Genomic DNA, 22,951 nt, shown 5'->3' on the forward strand with positions numbered 1-22,951 from the left:
CGGTCGAGGCGCCTTCGAGCTGGCCGGCGTCGACCTCGTGCTGGCGAACCCAGGTGTGCAGCGTCTGCGGTACGCAGCCGATCTTGCCGGCGATGGACTCGATGGCGGCCCACTGCGACGGGTGCTCAGCGCGGTGCTCCAGCACCATGCGCACGGCGCGCTCACGGACCTCAGGCGAAAACTTCGTGGACTTCCTCATAGCTCCATTCTCTTGAGTTGGAGCCTCCTCGAAACCCGGGGCGGTTCAGCTCGTACTCCGCGCTGCTCGTGAGCCAGGCACTTCTCGATCCAATCGCTGTTGAATCCCGCCTCATGCAGAAGTGTGCTCGCCGTTCGCCGAAGGTCGTGAACGGTGAACGGCTCGAACGCCACGCCCTGACCGTGCAGGAGCTCGATGGTCGCATGGATGACTCGATTCAGAGTGGCATTGCTGATCGGCACCTTCGTCTCGTATCTGCCGGGGTGAAGGTATGAGCTGGCGCCAAAACAAGTTTTGAATGCCACAAGAATATCCAGGGCCTGCTGGCTCAGATAGACGTTATGTGGGCGTCCCGCCTTCATTCGTTCTTTGGGAATCGTCCAAGTTGCAGAGCTGAAGCTCACCTCCTCCCACGTGGCGTCGATGAACTCGGATTTGCGAACCAAGGTCAGCAGCATGAACCTGATAGCCAGCCGCAGCGTTGGCAGGGTCGCGACCTGCTCAAGCGCCTTGAAGAACACCTGGATTTCTGCCGGCGACAGCGCGCGATCCCGTGGCTTGAAGGTTGCAATCGCACTCGGCCTGATTGCTTCCGCAGGGTTGTCGATCTTCAAGCCGCGGCCCTGCACGAACCGGAACACCTGCAGCACGATTTCCCTTGCATGGACGGCCGGCGCGGGCGCCCCACGTTCCTTGATCTTCTCGCAGCGTGCCAGCAGCATGCCGGGCGTGATCTCCTCCAGCTTCAGCCGCCCGAATTCGCTTGCCAAGTTGCGGTCGTAGACCGATCTGCGCATGTCCCGCGTCGATTCGGCGAGGTCAGCTTCGTCGAAGTATTTGGTCGCCCAGGCGCCGAAGGTCAGCGCCTCCGCGGCTTGTCGCCGCTTCTCGCTCTTCGCACGCGACGGGCTGCTGCCTCCCTGCACGGTTCGGTGGGCGCGGGCGAGCAGTTGACGCGCCTCAGCCAACGAAACGGGTTGGCCATAGGCGAGTTGGTCGACTTCCCGCGCCCTCTTGGCGGCGACCGTGGGGTCGTACTTGCCGATCACCAGCGTCTCGCGTCGCCCGTGCAGGCGGTAGTCGAAGCGAAAGCTGACGACTCCGGTCTTTGTGACTGCGGCGTACAGCCCCTGCGCGTCTGCGACCTTGTAGATCTTCCCTGTGGGCTTCAGCGCCCGCAATTCCTTGTCCGTGAGCATCTGGGCCCCCTTTAGATACCGTCAACCGCTACCGTCAGCGCGGCTGACGGTAGCAACTTGAGTCGTCGGGGACCAGCGTTTTGATGCCGCCTTCCGTACCGTCGCTCCAGTTGGGCTCTAGGGGGAAGAACTGGGATGACCTGGGACGCCTAAGTTCCTGTCGTCGTTGGGTTTATTCAAAAACGCCGGATCGCCCTGGACGACCCGGCACGACTTTGAATCATTCCCACTCGATCGTCGCGGGCGGCTTGCTCGACACGTCGTAGGTCACGCGGTTGATGCCGCGCACCTCGTTGATGATGCGGCCCGACGTGCGCTTGAGCAGCGCGTACGGCAGCTCGGCCCAGTCGGCCGTCATGAAGTCGCTGGTCTGCACGGCGCGCAAGGCCACGACGTAGTCGTAGGTGCGGCCGTCGCCCATGACGCCCACGCTCTTGACCGGCAGGAACACGGCGAAAGCCTGCGAGGTCAACGCGTACCAGCTCTTGCCGGTGGCCGGGTCGATGGTGTTGCGCAGCTCTTCGATGAAGATCGCGTCGGCGCGGCGCAGCAGGTCGGCGAAGTCCTTCTTCACCTCACCCAGGATGCGCACGCCCAGGCCCGGGCCGGGGAAGGGGTGGCGGTAGACCATGTCGGCCGGCAGGCCCAGGGCCACGCCCAGCGCCCTCACCTCGTCCTTGAACAGCTCGCGCAGCGGTTCCAGCAGCTTCAGGCCCAGCGTCTCGGGCAGGCCGCCGACGTTGTGGTGGCTCTTGATCGTCGTGGCCTTCTTGGTCTTGGTGCCGCCGCTCTCGACCACGTCCGGGTAGATGGTGCCCTGGGCCAGCCACTTGGCGTTCTTCAGCTTCGAGGCTTCGGACTGGAAGACCTCGACGAACTCGGCGCCGATGATCTTGCGCTTGCGCTCGGGGTCGGTCACGCCGGCCAGCTTGCCGAGGAATTGCTCGCTCGCGTCCACGTGCACGACCTTGGCGTGCAGGCGGCCGGCGAACATGTCCATGACCATCTGGCCTTCGTTCAGGCGCAGCAGGCCGTGGTCGACGAACACGCAGGTCAGCTGGTCGCCGATGGCGCGGTGGATCAGCGCAGCGGCCACGCTGGAGTCGACGCCGCCGGACAGTCCCAGGATGACTTCCTCGTCGCCGACCTGCTCGCGGATCTTCGCGACGGCCTCGTCGATGTAGCTGCCCATCTGCCAGTCGCCCTGGCAGCCGGCGATGTCACGCACGAAGCGCGTGATGATCGCGGCGCCCTGCAGCGTGTGCGTGACCTCGGGGTGGAACTGGAAGGCGTAGAGGCGGCGCTGTTCGTCGGCCATGCCGGCGATGGGGCAGCTGGGCGTGGAGGCCATCAGCTTGAAGCCCGGCGGCAGCGCCGTGACCTTGTCGCCGTGGCTCATCCAGGCCTTCAGCATGCCGTGCTTCTCGGGGGTCTCGAAGTCCTGGATGCCATCGAGCAGCCGGGTGTGGCCATGGGCTCGCACCTCGGCATAGCCGAACTCGCGGTGGTCGCTCCACTCCACGGTGCCGCCCAGCTGCACGGCCATGGTCTGCATGCCGTAGCAGATGCCCAGCACGGGCACGCCGGCATCCCACACGGCCTGCGGCGCGCGCAGCTCGTGGTCTTCATAGGTGGACGCGTGGCTGCCGCTCAGGATGATGGCCTTGGGCGCGAACGACTTGATGAAGTCGTCCGACACGTCGTTCGGGTGGATCTCGCAATACACAGCCGCCTCGCGCACTCGGCGCGCGATGAGCTGGGTGACCTGGGAGCCGAAGTCGAGGATGAGGACCTTGTCGTGTTGCATGGCGGAGGCTTTCAGGCCGGCTGCACGGGTTGCACCGGCGGGTGGCTGCGGAAGAAACGGAAGGTGATCAGCATCGCCGCGGCTTGCAGCGCGGCGCAGGTGAAGAAGGGCAGGCCGATGACGATGTCGCCGGCGGGGCGGTCCGACACCCAGCGCAGCAGCTCCAGCGCCAGGACGGGCGCACAGACGGCCATCAGGCTGTTCAGCGACGACACGGCGCCCATCGTGCGACCCTGGCTGGTGGCGTCGGCGGCGTTGGAGATGATGCTCTGCATGGCCGCGGCGGCCACGCCGCCGAACAGGTTCAGGCCGATGACGACGTACATCATCCAGCCCTCGGTCGCGAGGCCGAAGCCCAGGTAGGCCAGCGAGGCTGACGTCATGCCGATGACGGCGAGCCGCTGCGGCGCGAAGCGCTTCAGCATGGGCTTGAGCAGCACGCCCTGGCTCAGCACCGACACGACGCCCACCGCCAGCAGCGACCAGCCCACCTGCCCCGGGCCCCAGCCGAACTTGAACTTGGTGTACAGCACCCAGCTGGTGTGCAGCATGAACTGCGCGAGCGACGACAGCGCCAGCACGCCCACCAGCGGGCCGACACCCTTCAGCCCGGTCAGGCCTTGCAGGGATGCCACCGGGTTCATCTTGCGCCAGTCGAGCGCGCGGCGCTTCTCCAGCGGCAGCGACTCGGGCAGCACGAAGAAGCCGTAGCACCAGTTGACGACGGCCAGCGTGCCGGCCGCGTAGAACGGCAGGCGCACATTGATGTCGCCCAGCAGGCCGCCGATGACGGGGCCCAGCATGAAGCCCAGGCCGAACATCGCGCCCAACTGGCCGAAGCGCTTGGCGCGGTCCTCGCCGGCCGTGATGTCGGCCACGTAGGCATTGGCAATGGCGATGTTGGCTTGCATCGCGCCCGAGAACAGCCGCACGACGACCAGCACCCACAACGCCGGCGCGGTGGCCGTGACGAAAAAGCTCAGCGCCAGGCCGGCAAAGCCGATCAGCAACACGGGGCGGCGGCCGTAGCGGTCGGACAGCGCGCCCAGGATGGGCGAGCCGAAGAAGTTGGCGACGCCGAAGGCCAGCGTCAGCATCAGGAAGCCCAGCGTCTGCTCGTCGTTGCTGTGCGTGAACACGCCCACGATGTGCGGCAGCACCGGCACGATCAGGCCGATGGAGATCATGTCGATCAGCACCGCCGCCATGATGAAACCCATGGCCGGGGCACGTTGCGGGGATTGGCTCATCGTGTTCCTGAAAAGCGAAACGGGGCGATCTGAGGTCGCCCCGTCCTGCAGTGGCCGGACCTCAGCCCGCGCTGCGGTAGTTCGGTGCTTCCTTCGTGATCTGCACGTCGTGGACATGGCTCTCGCGCATGCCCGCCGTCGTGATCTCGACGAACTCGGCCTTGTCCTGCATGTCGGCAATCGACCCGCAGCCACAGTAGTGCATCGACGCCTTCAGCCCGCCGGCCATCTGGAAGATGACCTGCACGACCGAGCCCTTGTAAGGCACCTGGCCCTCGATGCCTTCCGGCACCAGCTTGGACGTGTTCGGATTGTTGGCCGACGTGTCCTGGAAGTAGCGGTCCGCGCTGCCCTTGGCCATCGCACCCATGGAGCCCATGCCGCGGTAGCTCTTGAAGGTGCGGCCCTGGTAGAGGACGACCTCGCCCGGTGCCTCCTCGGTGCCGGCGAAGGCGCCGCCCATCATGACGCAATCCGCGCCCGCGGCGATGGCCTTCGCCAGGTCGCCGGAGTAGCGCACGCCGCCGTCGGCGATGACCGGCACGCCGGTGCCCTTGAGCGCCGTGACGACGTTGTCGATGGCCGTGATCTGAGGCACGCCGACGCCCGCGACGATGCGGGTGGTGCAGATGGAGCCCGGGCCGATGCCGACCTTGACGCCGTCGGCGCCGGCTTCCACCAGCGCCAGCGCCGCAGCGCCGGTGGCGATGTTGCCGCCGATGACGTCCACGTTCGGATAGGCGCGCTTGACCCAGCGCACGCGCTCCAGCACGCCGGCGCTGTGGCCGTGGGCGGTGTCGACGATGATGGCATCGACCCCGGCGCGCACCAGCAACTCCACGCGTTGCTCGGTGTCGTCGCCAAAGCCAACCGCCGCGCCGACACGCAGCTTGCCCTGGGCATCACGCGCGGCGTTGGGGAAGCTGGTCTGCTTGGTGATGTCCTTGGTGGTCATCAGGCCGCGCAACTCGAAGGCGTCATTGACGACGACCACGCGCTCCAGCTTGTGCTTGTGCATCAGCGCCTTGGCCTCGTCGGTGGACGCGCCGTCCTTGACGGTGATGAGCTTCTCGGCCGGGGTCATGATCTCGCTGACCTTGGCGTCCATGCGCGTCTCGAAGCGCAGGTCGCGCCCGGTGACGATGCCGATGACGCGCTTGCCTTCGACGACCGGGAAGCCCGAGAAGCCATGCTGCTGGGTCAACTCCATCGCCTCGCGCACCGTGGCGTTCGGGCCGATGGTCAGCGGCTCGCGGACGACGCCGCTCTCGTAGCGCTTGACCCGGGCCACTTCGCGCGCCTGCGCTTCGGCGCTCAGGTTCTTGTGCACGATGCCGATGCCGCCTTCCTGCGCGATGGCGATCGCGAGGCGCGCCTCGGTCACGGTGTCCATCGCGGCGGACACCAGCGGCAGGTTCAGGGGGATATTGCGCGACAGGCGGGTCGCAAGGCTGGTGTCGCGGGGCAACACCTGGGAGAACGCTGGCACCAACAGAACATCGTCGAAGGTGAGCGCTTTGCCGAGAAGGCGCATGAGGAAAGCTCCAGACGCAAAGCGGCATTATACGGAGGCCCTCACGAGGGCCTGCCAACCCTAGGGCAATGTCCCGCGAAGGCCCTAAACTGACCGCATGCGTTTCAAGCCCCTGCTCATCGCCCTGGCCGGTCTGGTTCTGGCTGCGTCCGCCCACGCGCAATGGAAGTGGCGCGACGCCAAGGGCAATGTGCAGTACAGCGACATGCCGCCGCCGCCCGGCGTGCCGGACAAGGACATCCTGCAGCGCCCGGCCTCGGCCGCGCGGCCGACCATCATCGTGGCGCCCATAGGCTCGGCCGCCAGCGCGGCGGCGAGCGCTGCATCAGCGCCCAGGCCCGCAGCCAGCGCGCCCAGCAAGGCCGAGCTGGAAGCCGCGGCGCGCCAGAAGGCGGAGCAGGACCGCGACACCGCCAAGCAGAAGGAAGAAGAGCGCCGCCTGGCGGAACAGAGGCGCGAGAACTGCTCGCGCGCCCAGGCCAACCTGCGCGACCTGCAAAGCGGCACGCGGCTGACGCGCACCAACGACAAGGGCGAGCGCGTCTACATGGACCAGGCACAGATCGCCGTCGAAGTGGCGCGCGCCCGCGACCTCATCACCAGCGAGTGCAAGTAAGGCGCAGGCCCTAGCCCGCGTGCCTGGGCCGGTGCCGCGACACGATGCGCTGGCCGCGCTTGGCATAGCGCTGTCGCCGCGCCTCCATCGGGTCGACGGTCAGCGGTCGGTAGACCTCGATGCGGTCGCGCTCGCGCAGCCGGGTGTCCAGCGGCCGCACGCGGCCCCAGATGCCGATGCGCAAGGCGTCAAGCGGCTGCTGCTGCGCCGCCAGGAAGTCGGCGCAACCGCGCAGCGCGGACGCCAGCGTGGCGCCCCCCTCCACGTCCAGCCAGCGGTGCTGCACGTCACCGGCCTGCGGGCTCCAGACCAGTTCAACGCGCACCGTAAAGGCTTTCCGCGCGTTGCACGAAGCTGTCGACGAAGGTGTTGGCGATGCGGTCGAACACCGGGCTGACCACCGCCTCTAGCGCGCCGCTGCTGAATGCGTAGTTCAGCTCGAAGGCGATCTTGCAGGCCGTGGGCTCGCCGTCGGTGCCAGGCTTGTTCAGCGGCAGGAACTGCCACAGGCCGTCGAGATGCGAGAACGGTCCGTCGACCAGTGTCATGTGCACGGTGTGCGCCGCGTCGTCGTTGCGATTGCGCGTCGTGAACGCATGGCGCACGCCGGCGTAGGCGAGGTGCAGGCGCGCCGTGACGGCATCGGCGTCGCGGGCCAGCACGTCGACCTTGTTGCACCACGGCAGGAACTCGGGATAGCGCTCCACCGCGGTGACCAGCTCGTACATCTCGCGGGGCGTGTACCAGAGCAGAACTGACTTTTTGACCTGCTTCATAGAATCCACAAATTGTATTGAGGGGTTTCGCCCCCAACTTCGCTCCCATGTCCATCGCCGAGAACCGCCGTGCCCGCTACGACTACCACATCGAAGAACAGTTCGAGGCCGGTGTCGTGCTGTCTGGCTGGGAGATCAAGGCCATCCGCGCCGGGCAGGTGCAGCTGACCGACGGCTATGTGTTGATCAAGAACGGCGAGCTGTTCCTGATCGGCTGCCGCATCAATGCGCTGCGAAGCGCCTCAACCCATGTCACGCCCGAGGCCGACCGCACCAAGAAGCTGCTGATGCACAAGGCCGAGATCAAGCGGCTGGTGGGCAAGGTCGAGCAGCGCGGCTTCACGCTGGTGCCGCTGAACCTGCACTACAAGGGCGGCCGCGTGAAGGCCGACATCGCGCTGGCCAAGGGCAAGGCCGAGCATGACAAGCGCGACACCGAGAAGAAGCGCGACTGGGAACGTGAAAAGGGCCAGTTGATGCGGCACGCGACAACGGGCCGCAAGGCCTGAGACGCGTAGCGGCTCATTGGACCTTTCGCCAAAAGGGCCAGTTGATGCGGCATGCGACAACGGGCCGCAAGGCCTGAGACGCGCAGCGGCTGGGCTCAAACAAGCGCCGACAGCGCCTGCTCGATGTCGGCCTTGAGATCGGCGGCGTCCTCCAGCCCGATCGCGAAGCGCACCAGCGTGCCGCCGTCAAACGGCAGTGGCAGGTCGCGGCTGCGGCGCATGTCGTAGGGCACGGCCAGGCTCATCGGGCCGGCCCAGGAATAGCCGATGCCGAAGAGCTGCAGCGCATCGACGAAGGCGTCCACCTGCGCCGCGCTGTATTCCGGCTTGAACACCGCCGAGAACAGGCAGGCCGCACCCGCGCCGCCCACGGCGAGCCAATGCTCGTGGCCGGGTGATCCCGGCAGTGCCGGGTGGAAGACACGCGCCACCTCCGGCCGGCCGGCCATCCAGCTGGCCAGCTGGCGCGTGACACGGTCCTGCGCCTGGTAGCGCAGCGGCAGCGTCGGCAGGCCGCGCAGCACCAGCTCCACGTCGTTCTGGCCCAGGCCGTAGCCCAGGTGCTCGTGCGCATGGTTCAGCTTGTCGTGCAGGCGGCGGTCGCGCGTGCAGACCGAGCCCATCAGGATGTCGGCGCCGCCGCTGGCGTACTTGGTCAGTGCCTGCATGACGATGTCGGCGCCCAGGCCCGGGTGGGTCTTGGGGGCGGGCTCGAAGCCGTTGAAGGCCAGGCCCGCACCCCAGGTGTTGTCCAGCGCCGTGGTGATGCCCCGCGCGCGGCAGGCGGCAAGCAGGCCCAGCAGGTCGGGGAACTCCAGCGTGATGGAGCCCGCCGCCTCCAGCCAGACGAGTTTCGTGTTGTCGCGCAATTCAGGCACCGTCAGCGGGTCGTAGAAGCGGTGCGTGACGCCCCACTGCGGCAGCCAGGACTCGGTCAGGTAGCGGTTCTGGCCGTAGACGTTGTCGGGCACCAGCACCTCGTCGCCGGGGCGCAGCACGGCCAGGGACGGCAGCGTCACCGCGGCCAGGCCGCTGGGCACCAGCAGGCAATGCTCGGCATGCTCCAGCGTCGCGATGCGCGCGGCCAGCGTGTAGCTGGTGGGCGTGCCGTGCAGGCCGTAGCGGTAGCACAGGCCGTCACGCGCGCGCGGCTTGTGCAGGTCGGCCGTGTTCTTGAACAGCACGGTCGACGCCTTGGCCACCGGCACGGGCACCGCGTCCCAGCCTTCGGGGGCGCGGTAGGGGTGGTGGATCAGTTCGGTGCTGGCTGAGCGCTGCTTGCTCATCAGACCAAGCTCGCCACCAGGTCATGGCCATCGGCCGCGACGACGCGGGCGCGCACGAAGTCGCCGACCTTCATGGTCTTGCTGGCCTTTTCGGGCGGCAGGATCTTCACGGTGCCGTCGATCTCGGGCGCGTCGGCGTAGGAGCGCCCCACCCCACCCTTGCGGCCGAGCGCCGGTGCGGAATCGACCAGCACCTGCAGCGTCTGGCCGACACGGGCCTGCAACTTGGCGGCGGACACCTGTTCGGCGACAGCCATGAAGCGCGCGCGGCGTTCCTCACGCACTTCGGTCGGCAGGGCGCCGGGGATGTCGTTGGCGCTGGCACCCTCGACGGGCGAGTAGGCGAAGCAGCCGGCGCGGTCGATCCGGGCTTCCTGCATGAAGTCCAGCAGGTACTGGAACTCCTCCTCCGTCTCGCCAGGGAAGCCGGCGATGAAGGTCGAGCGGATGACCAGCTCCGGGCAGGCCTCGCGCCAGCGCAGGATGCGCTCCATGTTCTTTTCGCCGTTGGCCGGGCGCTTCATGCGCTTGAGCACATCCGGGTGGGCGTGCTGGAAGGGCACGTCGAGATACGGCAGCACCAACCCTTCCGCCATCATGGGCAGCACCGCGTCCACGCTCGGGTAGGGGTAGACGTAGTGCAGGCGCACCCAGGCGCCGAACGGCTTGGCGATCTCGCCGAGCTGGGCGACCAGGTCCAGCATGCGCGTCTTGACCGGCTTGCCGTCCCAGAAACCCATGCGGTACTTGACGTCCACGCCGTAGGCCGACGTGTCCTGGCTGATGACCAGCAGCTCCTTCACGCCGCTCTCGAACAGCGCGCGGGCCTCGTTCAGCACGTCGCCGATGGGGCGGGACACCAGGTCGCCGCGCATGCTGGGGATGATGCAGAACGAACAGCGGTGGTTGCAGCCCTCGCTGATCTTGAGATACGCGTAGTGCTTGGGCGTCAGCTTGACGCCGTAGCTGGGCACCAGGTCGACGAAGGGGTCGTGGGGCTTGGGCACGTGCAGGTGCACGGCGTCCATGACCTCTTGCGTCGCATGCGGGCCGGTGACGGCCAGCACGCTGGGGTGGATCTCGCGCACCAGGCTGCCGGCATCGCTGCTGGCGGCGCCGGCCTTGGCGCCCAGGCAGCCGGTCACGATGACCTTGCCGTTCTCGGCCAGGGCCTCGCCGATGGTGTCCAGGCTCTCCCGGACCGCGTCGTCGATGAAGCCGCAGGTGTTGACGATGACCAGGTCGGCCCCGGCAAAGGTCTTGGAGGTGTCGTAGCCCTCGGCGCGCAGTTGCGTGAGGATCAGTTCGCTATCGGTCAGGGCCTTGGGGCACCCGAGCGATACGAATCCTATACTCGGCGTTCGCTTCTTTTCCGGGGCGGTTTCGAGGGGGAAATTCATGGCGGGTCTGGTCTATAGCTACTTGCGGTTCTCGGACCCACGACAGGCGACTGGCCACAGCAGCGAACGCCAGGCGGCGTATGCGGTGCGGTGGGCGGCTGAGCATGGCTTGCAGCTCGACGAGTCGCTGTCGCTGCGGGACGAGGGCCTGTCAGCCTTCCATCAGACCCATGTGAAGCGCGGCGCCCTCGGGGCGTTTTTAAACGCCGTAGAGAGTGGCCGGGTGCCCGATGGGTCGGTGCTGGTCGTGGAGGGTTTGGACCGATTGTCGCGCGCCGAGCCGATTCAGGCACAGGCACAACTCGCGCAGATCGTGAACGCTGGCATTTCCGTCGTCACCGCGAGCGACGGCAAGGTCTATAGCCGCGCCCAGCTGAAGGCCCAGCCCATGGACCTGGTCTACAGCCTGCTGGTGATGATCCGGGCGCACGAGGAGAGCGACACCAAGAGCAAGCGCGTCACGGCCGCCATCGTGAAGCGCTGCCGCGACTGGCAGGCAGGCACCTGGCGCGGCAAGCTGCGCCAGGGCAAGGACCCCCACTGGCTGCGCGAGACGGCCGACGGCTGGGAGCTCGACCCCGACCGGGCCAAGGCCGTGCAGGAGATGGTGCGGCTCTACATGGCCGGCAACTCCGGCCGCCGCATGATGGACAAGCTGGCCGCGGCGGGAACGCTGGCGGCCGCCGGCGTGACGGCAGCCGAAAACTTCTACCGCATCCTCAAGAACAAGGCGCTCATCGGCGTCAAGGCCATCAAGGCCGGCGGCGAGGAGTTCGAGCTGGAGGGTTATTACCCGCCGGTGCTGACGCCCGAGGAGTGGTCCGAGCTGCGCGCCGTCGGTGGCCAGCGCGGCCGCCGTGGCGCGCGCACCGGCGCCGGCGACGTGCCCCATGTCATCACCGGGCTGGGCATCACCTTCTGCGGCTACTGCGGCTGCGCCATGTCGGGCCAGAACCTCTTCGGCAAGATCAAGAAGCGCGGCGACAAGCTGAGCCCTGGCTACAGGCGTCTGCTCTGCGCTGGCCAGCAGTACCCCAGCGGTCGCTGCGCCCATCCCAAAAGCCGCAGCGTAGCGCCCATCGAGGCCGCGCTGATGGACTTCTGTTCGGACATCATGAACCTGAGAGCGTTGTACGGCGGCGACCGTGCCCAGCCCCTGCGCGCCACGCTGGCCAAGCTGCGCGGCCGCGCGGCCGAGATCGAGCTGCAGCTGCAGCGGGTGACCGACGCGATGCTGTCGGCCGTCGACGGCGCGGCGCCGGCGACGTTCGTGCGGCGTGCTCGCGAGCTGGAGGCCGAGCAGGCCACGGTGGCGGCCGAGATCTCGGCGGCCGAGCACCAGATAACCGGCCTGGCCAGGAACGACGTCGACGGCGTCGACGCGAAATGGCGCGACCTGGCCGCCGGCGTGGCCGAGCTCGACGTCGACGCGCGGCTGCAGGCCAAGCAGCTGGTAGCCGACACCTTCGAGCGCATCGTTGTCTACGCGAGCGGACTGCGGCCTGGCCAGGACCCTGACGACGTCACCGACGTGCTTCTGGTGGCCAAGGGCGGCATCGCTCGAAGCCTGCGCATTGGCAGGGATGGCGCGTGGGTCGCTGCGGATGAGGTCGAAACCAATACTGTATAAATATGCAGTATGTTGGTCGACGTCGTGGAGCTGGATGCCGGGGAGCGCCCACGCGACCCGGCTGAGGTGCGCGCCGCCCTGCCAGTCCGCGGGCTCATCCAGGCGGATCGGCTGTGGACTGACCGAGATCTCGCCCGAGCTCCGGTGCACGTCGACATTCGGCCGATGGCGCTGGAGACGCTCTACAGCGTTCGCCTGCGCTACTGGAAGGGCGTGAACATCGTGCTGGAGGGATGGCAGCGCCAGGCGGCCAAGGGCTACCAGACGGGCGGCGCGAGGTTTCCGCAGCGCTGGTGGGTCGTCATCGTGCTGGACCCAGCCACGCCCCCGATGTCGTTCAACGACCGCCGGCGGCTGCGTCGCGAGCGCCAGGCGGCCTCCCGAGGGCGCCTACAGCAGGTCAGCCTCGGCCCGGCGCCGCGTCACCAGGCCGGGCAGCACGCGGCCGCCGCCACGCACCCACTTGGCCAGCTCGACGCGGACGCCGTCCCAGTCTCCCGCGAGTGCACGCTTGCGCAGCGTTGACGCCCGCAGTCGCGTGAGTCCAAGGTTGTAGGCAAAGTCAGCCAGGGCAGCCTGGCGGCCGGCGGTCTGCGCCGTCGGCACCGCAGCGCACGCGCCCGCGAGGAACACGGCCGCGTCGCCGGCCATGCGGTTCTCCGCCTCCTCGACCGTGCAGGCCTGCCCCAGCTTCACGTCGGGGCCGGTGCTGCCGTAGCCGATGGTGGGCACGCCGGCGGGACAGAGGTAGGCCCGCAGGCGCAGGCCTTCAAAGCGCCGGATCAGCGCGTGCAGCAGATCCTTCGCGCTCATATCACTTCCCAGCGGCGCGGAGCGCGCGGTCGACGAACCAGAAGCTCAGCACTGAGCCAATGACGGCGCGGTCGAACTCGGTGACGAGGATGGGCAGGTAGCCGGCCAGCGGCGTGCTGGTCTGCGCGGCGACGATGACCTGGATCACCTTGGCGCCACCGTACAGGGCCACCGTCCAGTAATACGTCAGCACGGGCCGCACGCTGGCCGACAACATGTCGATCCAGGTGCCGGTGCGCTGGCCCTCGGCCTTGATGGCCTCGCCCCACGCGGCGAGCTCGCCGGCGCTCGATGCGATGGCCGCCTGCGCATGCGCCAGGTCGATCTGCTGCGACGCGCGCGCCTTGTCGATCTCCAGCTGCAGCTGCGTCATGCGGAACTCGTGTTCCGCCTCCCGCTTCTGCTTGAAGAAGTCGACGACGAACGGCACCAGGCGCAGCACGCCGCCGCCCAAGAGGGAAATCAGCTCAAACATGGGTGAGGTCCTTTAGGTGTGGACGAGAAAAGGCCCGCTGGGTTGGCGTCCAGCGGGCGGGGAAAAGGCAGAGTCGGGCTAGGGCTTGCCTCGGCTCAAGGTGGCCAGCGCGTCGAGATCCCGGCGCAGGCTGCGGATTTGCTCGTCGTGCAGAGCATCGACCCCCCGCTGCGCCACCAGGTCGCGCTGACCCTGGGCGAGCTCAGAGCGGATCTGTTGGATCTGCCCGGTGAGCTCGGTCAGCTGCTTGTTGGCAGCCTCCTGTCGCTCCACCAAGCGACCACCCTGGACCAGGACGGTGCCGAGCGTCAGAGCCATGCCCACCGCCGTCACCCAGTCCTTCCACGTCATGGGGTTTTCTTTCACTTGTGCTTTGAGATTCATGGGCGCTCCGGCGCTCGATCAGGAGTTGGGTTCAGACGTCTGCACTACTGTGCGGCGTCACAAGGCTTGCAGGTCGGTAGTACCCGCGTCCCGCGCGACTGCGACGGCCGCGGCATCGACGGCCGCTTCGATGGCCAGCTTGGCCTTGATGCGGGCGGCCTCGATGGCCGGGCCCTTCTGGTCGGTCCACAGCGCCGCGGTGGCCAGGATCAGGTCGGCGACCTGGCCGGCCGTGATGCCGCGCGCCGCAGCCTCGGCGGCGATGTACGACGGCACCGAGCTGGAGTCGGCCACGTAGGCCTGGGCCTGCTGCAGCTTGGTGAGGTACACGGCCTGTTGGCCGGGCACGTCGGTGATGTAGCGCAGGCGGGCCTCGCCGGCCACCAAGTCGACGTCGGCCGCCGCCTGCCACTTAAGAAAGCTCAGGGAGCGCGGGCGCTGTTCCATCAGACCTCCACCTCGGCATCCAGGTTGAACGTGCCCGTGCACACCGTCACCTTGGTCGACGCGTCGCGGATGACGTAGGTGAACTTGCGGATGCGCACGGCGTTGGTGTTCTCGGTCGACGCCAGGGTCAGCCCTTGTGCGCTGGTCAAGGCCTGCCAGGCGCCTACAGTGCCGCCCGACAAGCCACCCGACAGCCCCGAGCTGGCGATCTGGTCGAAGCGGATCTCGTAGGCGTCGCCCACCGTCGACCCGTTGGGCAGATACCAGTCGCCCGCATGGGTGTTGGTGCTCGGGTTGTGGCCGGTGTAGACCGAGCCGTCGCGCCTGAACTCGACGTAGCAGCTGCAATCGCTCGGGGAGATGGTGACGTGGTAGCCCTCATAGAAACCGGCCGTGCTGACCGGGCCGCTGGCCGGGTTGGCCCCCTTGGCCTTGGCCAGCGTGAAGCGCGCCGTCTGGCTGGCAAAGCCGCTGCGAGTGGCCGTGATGTCCACATAGCCCGTGTCGCCGGTTATCGCCGTCACGCTGAGGGTCGCGCCGCTGAGCGAGCTGGTGACGCCTGAGCCGTTGGTGCGGCTCAGCGTCCAGTTGCTGGTGTCGTCGCTGGAGCCGCGCATAACCTTGGCTGCCGTCGTGGCCGGGCTGTAGTCGCTGACCAGGCCGGTGCTGTCGGCCTGCAGCGTGACGCTGGACGAGCTGAGCGTCATGGAGATGGCATCCAGGCCGTCAGTGCCTTTCACCAGCGCCCAGGTGTACGAGCTCACGCTGGTGCTATCGGCCAGCGTCGAGTCGGTGTAGGTGCCGATGTAGCGGCCCGGCGTCTCGCCGCCGCTCGCTGTAAAGGTGCTGCCACCGTCATCGCTCCACTTGATGTGCAGGTAGCTCGGCGTACCGTCGGAACCCGCCGTGCCCGGCGTGCCATTGGTGCCGTCGGCGCCCTTTATGAGCGCCCAGGTGTAGCTGCCAACGCTGCCGCTATCCGCTGCGGTGAAGTCGGTATAGGTGCCGATGTAGGCCCCGGGTGTCTCGCCGCTGCTGGCCGTGAAGGTACTGCCGCCATCGTTGCTCCACTTGATGTGGAGGTAGCTGGTCTGCCCATCGGCGCCGGCCGCTCCAGGCGTGCCGTTGGTGCCGTCAGCGCCTTTGATGAGCGCCCACGTGTACGCGCCMACGCTGGTACTGTCCGCYGCGGTGAAGTCGGTATAGGTGCCGATGTAGGCCCCGGGYGYCTCGCCGCTGCTGGCCGTGAACGTGCTGCCGCCGTCGTTGGAATACTTGATGTGCAGGTAGCTCGTCTGCCCGTCGGCGCCGGCCGCGCCGGGCGTGCCATCGGTGCCGGCCGCGCCGTTCTTCACGATGCTGGCCACCGTGTAGTAGGCCTGCTGGCTCACCACGCCGCTGGCATCGCTGGCCGCCGAGCTGGCGGCATAGGCCTGGCCGGGCAACAGGCCTCGCTGGCCGATGAAGACATGGGAAACCCGGTCGACGCTCCACACAGGATAAGTCGCGCTGCCACCGAACGCTTCCAGCGCCGTGCGAAGCGCCGCGTCATGGCTCGACGCATCGCCCGTGTACAGCGCCACCAGTTGCCCGATCCCCACGCCAGCCAGCGCGGTAATGAGACTGGCCGTGCTGATGTAGGTGTCGAACGTGGCGGGCGCAGCGGCCAGCGTGTCGGTGGCCAGGCTCCACAACACCAGCGTGTGACCGCGGCCGCCGGTGTTGTGAAGGTAGCCGGTGCTGAGGATCTCGACGCCCCGACCGGAGAACCCGTTGTCTACGGCGTTCTGGTTGTCACCCGTGACGCGGATCGACGGCGGCGTCGAGTTGACCACCTGCGCATCCAGTGTGGCGGCGTGGGCCCACATCGTGGCGGCAACCACCCCGGGCGGGGCGCCAGGGAAGCCGGAGTCGGGCGCCCCGGTTTCAACCGTGCCGATAAGGACGTGCGCGGCGGTAGGCGTGAATGCGGTCCAGGCGCTGTTGTTGTCGTACTGCCATTGCCCGCCGTACTTGCGACCAGCGACGTAGGGATAGCCCACCGACCCGCCCGCAATCGTGAAGGTGGAGGCCGATCGGTCGAGAACGATGTGAAACGCGCCCGGACCCTGGCTGCCATACAGCAGCCCGTTGGGCACGTTCACCGTCTGGCCATTCACCAGGATCTTTCCTGGGGCGTCGATGGCCGCACCACTGGCGTCGTGGCCGTGAATCCAGCACTCGTTGTAGTTCAACGTCTCCGCAAAGTCGGCCACATTCTTCTTGATTCCCAGCGTGGCACTCGGGCTGACGAAGTGCGCACCCGTGATGGTGTAGGTCGTTGCCGAGACATCAGCCAGGCTCTGCACCGCCGCGCCGAAGACGTTGAAGCTGCAGAGCTTCACGTAGACCGTTTTCCCGATCAGCGCCGGGTCGAGCGGTCCGCTGCGAGCAATGGCATCGTCAACGCGCACAAACGGCGCCGCAGTCGCGTGCGCGGCCTGGGTGGTGCCGTAGGCTGCCCGCACCAGGTCGGAGAGCGTGTAGACCCCGGCACTGACCAGCGCGGCCCCTTGGTGGGCGATGTACTCACCGGCCACGGCGCCGGCTGGCGCCAGATAGCACAGCGTGGCCAGCCGCGCGGCGTCGGTGGCGCTGCCGGAAAGCAGCTGCTGGCCAGCGTTGATGTTGACGCTGAGCGAGCTGCCGCTGTCGCTGTTCAGCGTACCGAAGCGGCTGGACTGCTGCAGCTCGGCCACCTGGCGGTACGTGGTGCCGTCAAAGCTCACCCACACTTGGCAGCCGCCCCAGTTGGGATCGGCGCTGCCCGAGGCAATGCCCAGCTCCAGGCCGGTGGTGGTCAGCGCGCCGGGCAGCTCGAAGATGACCGGCGCCAACGCGCTGCCGGGGCTGACGTTGGCGTTAAGCGCAAAGCCGGTCATGCCCTGCGAGGGGTACAGCGGCGCACTGGCCACGCCGCTGGGGAAGTCCTCGCAGGTGATGGCCAGCTCTTCGTCGCCCTCCTCGCTGATCTTGATGACGCGCGCCGGCACGTCGGCCAGCTGCAGCACGGTGTCGGTCAGCGTGACGAGGTCCATGACCTCCAGCAGCGCGTAGTGCCACGACAGGCGGAAAGTGAACTCTCCCTGGATGTGCAGCGCCCGCTGCAGCAGCAGCTGGGCCACCAGGCGGGCCACCGTGCCGTCGCAGATCCAGTCGGCGTCGATCTGGTCTTTCGGGCGCGGTCCGTTAGCACTGATGTCGGTCAGGTCCTGCGCCTGCACGATGGCCGGGTTGTAGCCGTTGCTACGGTCGAGGTACTTGAGCTTGATGATGTTGAAACGGTCGGCCGGCGTCTTGAGCTGGCGCTTCAGCGGCACGTCGTTGTCGGGCTTGATGTAGCAGTTGTCGTCGAGCTCGTAGACGGGCGTGATGTCGGGCGTGAAGGTGCGGCCGTTGCCGGTCACGGCCACGTCGCCGTAGGGCTTGACCTGCAGCTTGCCGCCGCTCCACACGATGCCGGCGTTGGTCAGGTCGGCCATGGTCTGCAGCGCCGCGCTGGCGGCAACCTGCGTGGTCAGCAGCGGCGAGACGAGCAGGCCATTGGCCACGCAGTAGTTGCTCCACTGCGTCCAGTCGCCCACCAGCGCGGTGGGGAAGTTGGCACCCTGGGTAGGGTGCGTCAGCAGGTCGTACACCGCCGCGGCGGGGTCGACGTCGGGCGTGGTGCCCACGACGGAATACGCCGAGCTGTGCTGCACCTCGAAGGTATGGTTCTCGACGCTGGCCGAGTCGCCGAGCTCGTAGTTGCGCGCGCCCACGAAGGCAAGGCCCGAGTAGTTCAGCGTCTGCAGCCCGCGGCCGTTCAGTACCGACCACTGCGCCTGGCCCACGGCGCCGGTGAGCGTGGAGAAGCCCAGAGCGGCCGCCGTGCTGGTGCCCTTGCCCCTCCACACGGTGTTGACGCTGGTGATGGTGCCGTGGCACAGGCCCATCGCCACGCTGGCGGTGTAGGTGAAGCTCGTTTGCGAGCTGCCACCACCGCCCTTGCCGCCCGTCTCCTGCGTGTGGGGCACGGCCTTGAAATCGCCGTACCAGATCAGGTTGGGCGCGACGCGCTGCATGCCCCGCAGCCACGGGATGACGGCGCCATAGCAGCTACTTTGGATGCTGAGTGCCTCCAGCTTGGTGTCGCTGGTGTTGATCGACTTGCCGCCCATTTAGAAAATGCTCCAGTGCTGCACCAGCCGGCTGGCCAGCGGCTCTTCGGTGAGGCCGGACTCGATGACGAGTTGCGTCGTGCCGGCGTAGGCGTGCACCACCAAGCCGTCGCCCGTGTGGATGGCACCGTGGCTGTAGGTACGGCCGAATTGATAGATGGCGATGTCACCAGGCTGCGGGTCATCGACCCGGTGCGCGCCGGCGAGGGTCAGCCAGGCCAGATACAGCTCTTCGCTGCGGTGCAGCTGCCACTGCACGCTGTACTCGCCGACATCGAGCGGCGGAACCAGCTGCAGCGCGTCGCAATAAACGGCCAGCAGGATCTGCGCGCAGTCGACGCCCACACCCTTAAGGCGCGCGTGATGGTGGTACGGCGTGCCCACCCACGTGCGCGCCTCGGCGACGATGGCAGTGCGGACGTCCGCACTCACAGCACGGTCTCCGGCTGCGGCACGAAAGGCTGGCCCTTGAAGTGGCTCAGGTTGTTGAACTTGCTGATGCAAGTGGTTTGCAGTCCATCGCAACCCGGCACGATGGTGAACGTGTCGCCGATGGCCACGACGGCCGGCAGTGGCGACAACAGCGTGACCAGGCCGCCGGGGTGACTCTTGACGGTGCGCTTCTCGCCGTTGTTGCCACCGCTGGTGAACGTGAGCGTGCCGAGGTCGAAATAGCCCGCGGCCTGAGCCAGGTTGGACTGAAACCGCGTGCGGCCGAACGTGCTGGCGCCGGTGGCGGCGCCGCCGACCTGGAACGTGGCCGGGTTCAGCGTGCACTCGCCGTCATAGACCGTGCGCGCGCACTGCGCCTGGTAGACCTCCCGCGGCACCTGGATGTTGAGCAGCTGCAGGTCGCTCTTGACGTTGGACTGCGTCTCGATGCGGCTGATGAGCGGGATATCGCCCACCGCACCGCTGAACCACAGCACCGCGCCGCGAGGGCCCGTGTCACCGAGGGTCCAGAAGGCACGGTCCAGCTGGATGCGTGCGCCGTTGAAGCCGCCCGCCGCGATGAAGGCCAGCAGCGGGACGCCGTTCACGGCGTTGGGGCGCGAGGCGTCGGTGCGCAGCGTGAGGCTCAGCGTGTCGACCTCAATGCCGATCTTCCACGAGCACTTGCTGCGCTCGATGCCGGGGCCCACCAGCCACGTGTGGCCGTTGCCGGTCACGGCGCCGTCGCGGTTCGTCCACCGCAGCACCTGGCCGTTGGCCAGCGTGACGGTGTAGAGGTCGCATTTCTCCAGCGGCACGCCGGAGTTGAGCAAGGCCACCAGCGCGCCCGCGCTGGTCTCCCACAGGGCAGTCCTCATAGCGGCTTCACCGTGATGAACTCGACCTTCTTCGCTTCGTAGAAGGTCTGGAACGAGCGCGTGAATTCGAGCGACTCGGCGGTGAAGCGGCAGCGCCAATAGAAGGGGCCGGTCCAACGCAGCTCAGCGCCACCGGCGGGCGGCGATGCGAACGTGACCTGGCCGAAGTTGCTGACGGCGGGCGCCGCGGCGCTGCCGGCCACAGTGAAGGTCAGGCCGGTGCCGGGCCCGAAGATGGGCTCGAAGAAGCTGCCCACCGTGCGCCCGAGCTGGAACACCGTGGTGGCGCCATCGCCCTGGCCGAACAGCTCGGCCGTGGCGGCCTTGTCGTCGAGATCCTGGAACAGCCAGTCATCGAACGTGCCGCCCACGCGGTTGTAGAAGCCCACCAGGGTCTGGTACTCGGCAAGGGCTTGCGACACGCGCAGGCACTCGAAGCCCAGGCTGTAGCGGTAGCGCGGCACCGACGAGTCGCGGGCGCGGAACTCGCGCAGGCTGGGTGTCGTCTTGATGATGACCGGCGGCGCAACGACCGTGCGCGCCGGAAACGTCCGGCCCGGGAAGGTGGGAAAGATGAGTTGGCTCACAGCTTCAGCGCCCCGTCACGCTTAGCCGAAGTCAGCGCCGCCACCAGGTGGTCGCGGTGGACCATGAAGAAGTTGCCGGGCAGCGGGTGCACCACCAGCTGCGGCGGCGCCCAACCGCCCTCCCCGCCTGGCCCGTTGGCCATGTCGCGAATCACGTCCGCGTACTTGGCCGGCAGGATCATTTCCTTGGCGTGGGCCTGCACCAGCGGGTTGACGGTGCCCGGGATGTCGTAGCCGCCCGCGGCCGAGGCCAGCACGCCGGGCAGGAACGACATGGCCGTGGCAAAGGCCGCAGCGCCTGCTGCGGGCGCGAGGATGGGGCCGACGATGGGGATGGCCGCAGTGGATGCCACCGCCGCGGCGCCGGCCACGGCCGCGTGGCCCTGCACCTCGCCCGTCTTCGTGGCCTTGCCGAGCACGCGCTGGGCCAGTTGGGTGATGAGCCATTTGGCGGCCATCTGGCTGACCATGTCGATGCCGGCCTGCGCGACTGAACGGGTGGCGCCCTTGATGAAGTTGGCGAAGGTCAGGCCGCCCTGCAGGAACTTGCTGATGAGCTGGCCCCAGCTCGATTCCAGCGAGCCGAACATGCTGCGGTAGTTGGCCGACTGCTCCAACACCGTCTGGTTGCGGATCTGCCCCAGGCGCAGCTGGTGCTGCTGCTCCAGGGCTTCGATTTCGTTGTGCACGCGCTGGACCTCCACCGGGTTGCGGTCGGGGTCGGCGGCAAAGATCTGCAGGCGGTCCTGCAGCGCCTGGCCGGCGATCTCGTAGCGGCGCTGTTCAAACGTGGTTTCCTGCTGCAGCAGCTCGGCGCGGGTGGTGAGGCCGAGCTCGACGTCGAGTTGCGCGGCCTGCTCTTCCATCGAGATCGCGGCCAGCGATGACAGGCGCTTGGCGTCGGCCACCTGCTGGGCGATCTGCTTTTGCTGCTCGGCCGCCTGGCGCTCGATGGCCACCATGCGCTTGCGCGACTCTTCGTATTGCGCCGTGCCCGACTGATACATGCCCTGGATCTGCTGCTCAAGGCGCATCCGCTCGCCGGTGTTGTTCTTGAAGCGCTCGGCCTCGGCCTCCAGCGACTTGACCTTGACGTCAAACGTCTGCTTGACCATGGCCATCTCCACCTCGGCGGCCTTGCGGCTGAGCGCGGCCTTCTCGGTGTCGGTGAGGTCCTTGCGCTTGAGCAAGTCCTGCCAGTAGGCGAGCTCGGCGCTCTTGCTCATCTCGCGGAACTGGTTCTCCAGCAGGCCCTCGCGCTCCAAGGCGGCCTTGTCCTGCGCCAGGCGCGCGTCCCACTCGGCAACGCGGCCCTTGGGGTCGGTGGTCTTCTCTTCTTTTTCCTTGAACTTGTATTGCGGGCCCTTGGTCAGGTCCGGCGCCGTGGGCATCGCCATGGTCAGCGGCTTGCCAAAGTCGGCCTTGAGCTTCTCGTAAGCTGCCTGGTTCTTGGCCGATTCCTGGTCGCGCATCTTGCCGATGGCCTGCGCGCCGGCCAGGTCGCCCGACAGCAGCGCCGCGGCCTGCGCGGCCATGGCGCCGATGCCGTCGCCCATGTCCTTGAGCGCCAGCCAGGTGGAGGCTGCAGCGAAGCCGATGCCCTCCAACACGCGGCCGAACACCTGGCCCATCACGGGACCTTCCTGGGCCATGAAGGAACCCAGGCGCGTGAATACGGGCAGCAGCTGGTTGCCGAACTGGATCTCCAGGCTCTTGCCCACGAGGCCCAGCTCACGCATCTGGATGCTGTACTGCCGACTCATCGCTGCGCCTTCCGGCCCCACGATCAGGCCCAGCTGGCGCCCGCGCACCTCGGCCTCGGCCATGGCCTGGGTCGTGAGCTTGAGCAGGCCGCGCATCTCCGACCAGCCCTTGCCGTAGATCTGCTGGCCAGCGATGTTCTGCTCGATGGGGTTCTTGATCTCGGCGAGCTTCTGGTTGACCTCGCCCATGACCTCGGTGATGGGGCGATAGGCACCCGTCGTCACGTCGCGCACCTTGACGCCGAGGACCTCGAAGGCCTGGGCGTTGGTCTGAACGCTCTTGCTGAGCTTCTGCGCGGCGTCTAGCGCCACGTCGCTGTCCAGGCCAAGGCGGTTCAGCGCCACGTTCATGGCGCTGGCCTTCTGGGTTGTGATGCCCAGCTGTGCCGCCATCTTGCCGGCGCTGCCGTTCCACTCGTTGGCGTCGCTGATGAACTTCTTCAGCGCGCCACCGCCGGCCAGCACGGCCACAAAGCCCAGCATGGCTTTGTTGACCGCCGCGACGCTGTCGCCGATCTTCTTGAACTGCGCGTCGATGGCCGAGGCGCCACCGGTGGCCGCGACCTTGGCCTGCTCGAAGCCCTTGACGAACTTCGACGGGTCGGCGGTGATCTCTTGCTCAAAGGCGCGGCCGTCAGAGGACATGTTTCACTTCTCCGAAAAACATGCGCTCGGCCGCAGCGAGCGCCGCCTCGGTGGAGGCAGCGGCTGCAAGCTCTGCGCTGGGTGGTAGGGGCTGGCCCCCGGGGGTCCAGGGCGGTGCGTCG

21 protein-coding genes are annotated in these 22,951 nt (G+C 67.6%); 3 read left to right on the forward strand and 18 right to left on the reverse strand.

Going from position 1 to position 22,951, the window contains the following annotated elements:
- From AC1D29_RS17960 to guaB, 5 genes are all read right to left on the reverse strand, one after another.
- Window positions 1–199, reverse strand: a 199-nt coding sequence (locus tag AC1D29_RS17960) for a transposase (protein ID WP_477899856.1), incomplete at its 3' end; no start/stop codon positions are given.
- Window positions 196–1,398: a tyrosine-type recombinase/integrase gene (locus AC1D29_RS17965; RefSeq protein ID WP_477899858.1), complete on the reverse strand. Its 1,203-nt coding sequence runs from the start codon at window positions 1,396–1,398 to the stop codon at window positions 196–198. The genes AC1D29_RS17965 and AC1D29_RS17960, both read right to left, overlap by 4 nt.
- A 220-nt stretch (window positions 1,399–1,618) precedes the next feature.
- Window positions 1,619–3,205 carry a glutamine-hydrolyzing GMP synthase gene (gene guaA / locus AC1D29_RS17970; protein WP_477899860.1) on the reverse strand — a complete coding sequence of 529 codons (1,587 nt, stop codon included), beginning with the start codon at window positions 3,203–3,205 and terminating at the stop codon, window positions 1,619–1,621.
- Between the two features lie 11 nt (window positions 3,206–3,216).
- Window positions 3,217–4,455 carry a TCR/Tet family MFS transporter gene (locus tag AC1D29_RS17975; protein WP_477899862.1) on the reverse strand — a complete coding sequence of 413 codons (1,239 nt, stop codon included), beginning with the start codon at window positions 4,453–4,455 and terminating at the stop codon, window positions 3,217–3,219.
- Window positions 4,456–4,516: 61 nt separating this feature from the next.
- Window positions 4,517–5,989: an IMP dehydrogenase gene (guaB, locus tag AC1D29_RS17980; protein WP_477899864.1), complete on the reverse strand. Its 1,473-nt coding sequence runs from the start codon at window positions 5,987–5,989 to the stop codon at window positions 4,517–4,519.
- A gap of 97 nt (window positions 5,990–6,086) precedes the next feature.
- On the opposite strand from guaB, the gene AC1D29_RS17985 reads away from it, so the two are divergent.
- Window positions 6,087–6,605 carry a DUF4124 domain-containing protein gene (locus AC1D29_RS17985; RefSeq protein WP_477899866.1) on the forward strand — a complete coding sequence of 173 codons (519 nt, stop codon included), beginning with the start codon at window positions 6,087–6,089 and terminating at the stop codon, window positions 6,603–6,605.
- Between the two features lie 10 nt (window positions 6,606–6,615).
- Here AC1D29_RS17985 and AC1D29_RS17990 read toward each other — a convergent pair whose 3' ends face one another.
- Both AC1D29_RS17990 and AC1D29_RS17995 read right to left on the reverse strand, forming a co-directional pair.
- The gene (locus AC1D29_RS17990; RefSeq protein ID WP_477899868.1) at window positions 6,616–6,930 is read right to left on the reverse strand and encodes an RnfH family protein; all 315 of its coding nucleotides are present in this window, start codon (window positions 6,928–6,930) and stop codon (window positions 6,616–6,618) included.
- On the reverse strand, window positions 6,920–7,381 hold the full coding sequence (locus AC1D29_RS17995; RefSeq protein WP_477899870.1) for a type II toxin-antitoxin system RatA family toxin: 462 nt from the start codon (window positions 7,379–7,381) through the stop codon (window positions 6,920–6,922). The genes AC1D29_RS17990 and AC1D29_RS17995 overlap by 11 nt, the downstream gene beginning before the upstream one ends.
- Before the next feature lie 47 nt (window positions 7,382–7,428).
- Between AC1D29_RS17995 and smpB the strand changes: the two genes are divergently transcribed.
- Window positions 7,429–7,890, forward strand: a complete 462-nt coding sequence (gene smpB, locus AC1D29_RS18000) for an SsrA-binding protein SmpB (protein ID WP_477899872.1) — start codon at window positions 7,429–7,431, stop codon at window positions 7,888–7,890.
- A gap of 95 nt (window positions 7,891–7,985) precedes the next feature.
- Here the strand turns inward: smpB and AC1D29_RS18005 are convergent, their stop codons facing one another.
- A complete protein-coding gene (locus AC1D29_RS18005; RefSeq protein WP_477899874.1) occupies window positions 7,986–9,176 on the reverse strand; it encodes a PLP-dependent transferase in 1,191 nt (396 codons plus the stop codon).
- A complete protein-coding gene (rimO, locus tag AC1D29_RS18010; protein WP_477899876.1) occupies window positions 9,176–10,576 on the reverse strand; it encodes a 30S ribosomal protein S12 methylthiotransferase RimO in 1,401 nt (466 codons plus the stop codon). Before rimO ends, AC1D29_RS18005 begins: the two co-directional genes overlap by 1 nt.
- Here rimO and AC1D29_RS18015 point away from each other — a divergent pair.
- Window positions 10,575–12,206 carry a recombinase family protein gene (locus tag AC1D29_RS18015; RefSeq protein WP_477899878.1) on the forward strand — a complete coding sequence of 544 codons (1,632 nt, stop codon included), beginning with the start codon at window positions 10,575–10,577 and terminating at the stop codon, window positions 12,204–12,206. The genes rimO and AC1D29_RS18015 overlap by 2 nt on opposite strands.
- A 390-nt stretch (window positions 12,207–12,596) precedes the next feature.
- Here the strand turns inward: AC1D29_RS18015 and AC1D29_RS18020 are convergent, their stop codons facing one another.
- The 9 genes from AC1D29_RS18020 to AC1D29_RS18060 form a co-directional block, all read right to left on the reverse strand.
- A complete protein-coding gene (locus AC1D29_RS18020) occupies window positions 12,597–13,019 on the reverse strand; it encodes a lysozyme (RefSeq protein ID WP_477899880.1) in 423 nt (140 codons plus the stop codon).
- A 1-nt stretch (window position 13,020) separates the two neighbouring features.
- Window positions 13,021–13,494, reverse strand: coding sequence for a hypothetical protein (locus AC1D29_RS18025; RefSeq protein ID WP_477899882.1), 474 nt, complete (start codon window positions 13,492–13,494; stop codon window positions 13,021–13,023).
- A gap of 78 nt (window positions 13,495–13,572) precedes the next feature.
- The gene (locus tag AC1D29_RS18030) at window positions 13,573–13,878 is read right to left on the reverse strand and encodes a hypothetical protein (RefSeq protein WP_477899884.1); all 306 of its coding nucleotides are present in this window, start codon (window positions 13,876–13,878) and stop codon (window positions 13,573–13,575) included.
- A gap of 57 nt (window positions 13,879–13,935) precedes the next feature.
- Entirely contained in the window at window positions 13,936–14,325 is a 390-nt protein-coding gene (locus AC1D29_RS18035) for a hypothetical protein (RefSeq protein WP_477899886.1), read from the reverse strand.
- Entirely contained in the window at window positions 14,325–18,524 is a 4,200-nt protein-coding gene (locus AC1D29_RS18040) for a phage tail protein (RefSeq protein ID WP_477899888.1), read from the reverse strand. The genes AC1D29_RS18035 and AC1D29_RS18040 overlap by 1 nt, the downstream gene beginning before the upstream one ends.
- Window positions 18,525–18,956: a C40 family peptidase gene (locus tag AC1D29_RS18045; RefSeq protein WP_477899890.1), complete on the reverse strand. Its 432-nt coding sequence runs from the start codon at window positions 18,954–18,956 to the stop codon at window positions 18,525–18,527. It lies immediately after the preceding gene.
- Window positions 18,953–19,834, reverse strand: a complete 882-nt coding sequence (locus AC1D29_RS18050; protein WP_477899892.1) for a DUF2163 domain-containing protein — start codon at window positions 19,832–19,834, stop codon at window positions 18,953–18,955. Before AC1D29_RS18050 ends, AC1D29_RS18045 begins: the two co-directional genes overlap by 4 nt.
- Complete coding sequence (locus AC1D29_RS18055) at window positions 19,831–20,421, reverse strand: DUF2460 domain-containing protein (protein WP_477899894.1); 591 nt, start codon at window positions 20,419–20,421, stop codon at window positions 19,831–19,833. The genes AC1D29_RS18050 and AC1D29_RS18055 overlap by 4 nt, the downstream gene beginning before the upstream one ends.
- Window positions 20,418–22,829: a hypothetical protein gene (locus tag AC1D29_RS18060; RefSeq protein WP_477899896.1), complete on the reverse strand. Its 2,412-nt coding sequence runs from the start codon at window positions 22,827–22,829 to the stop codon at window positions 20,418–20,420. Before AC1D29_RS18060 ends, AC1D29_RS18055 begins: the two co-directional genes overlap by 4 nt.
- Between the last annotated feature and the right edge of the window lie 122 nt (window positions 22,830–22,951).

The sequence above is a fragment of the Roseateles sp. P1_C6 genome, assembly GCF_056406315.1.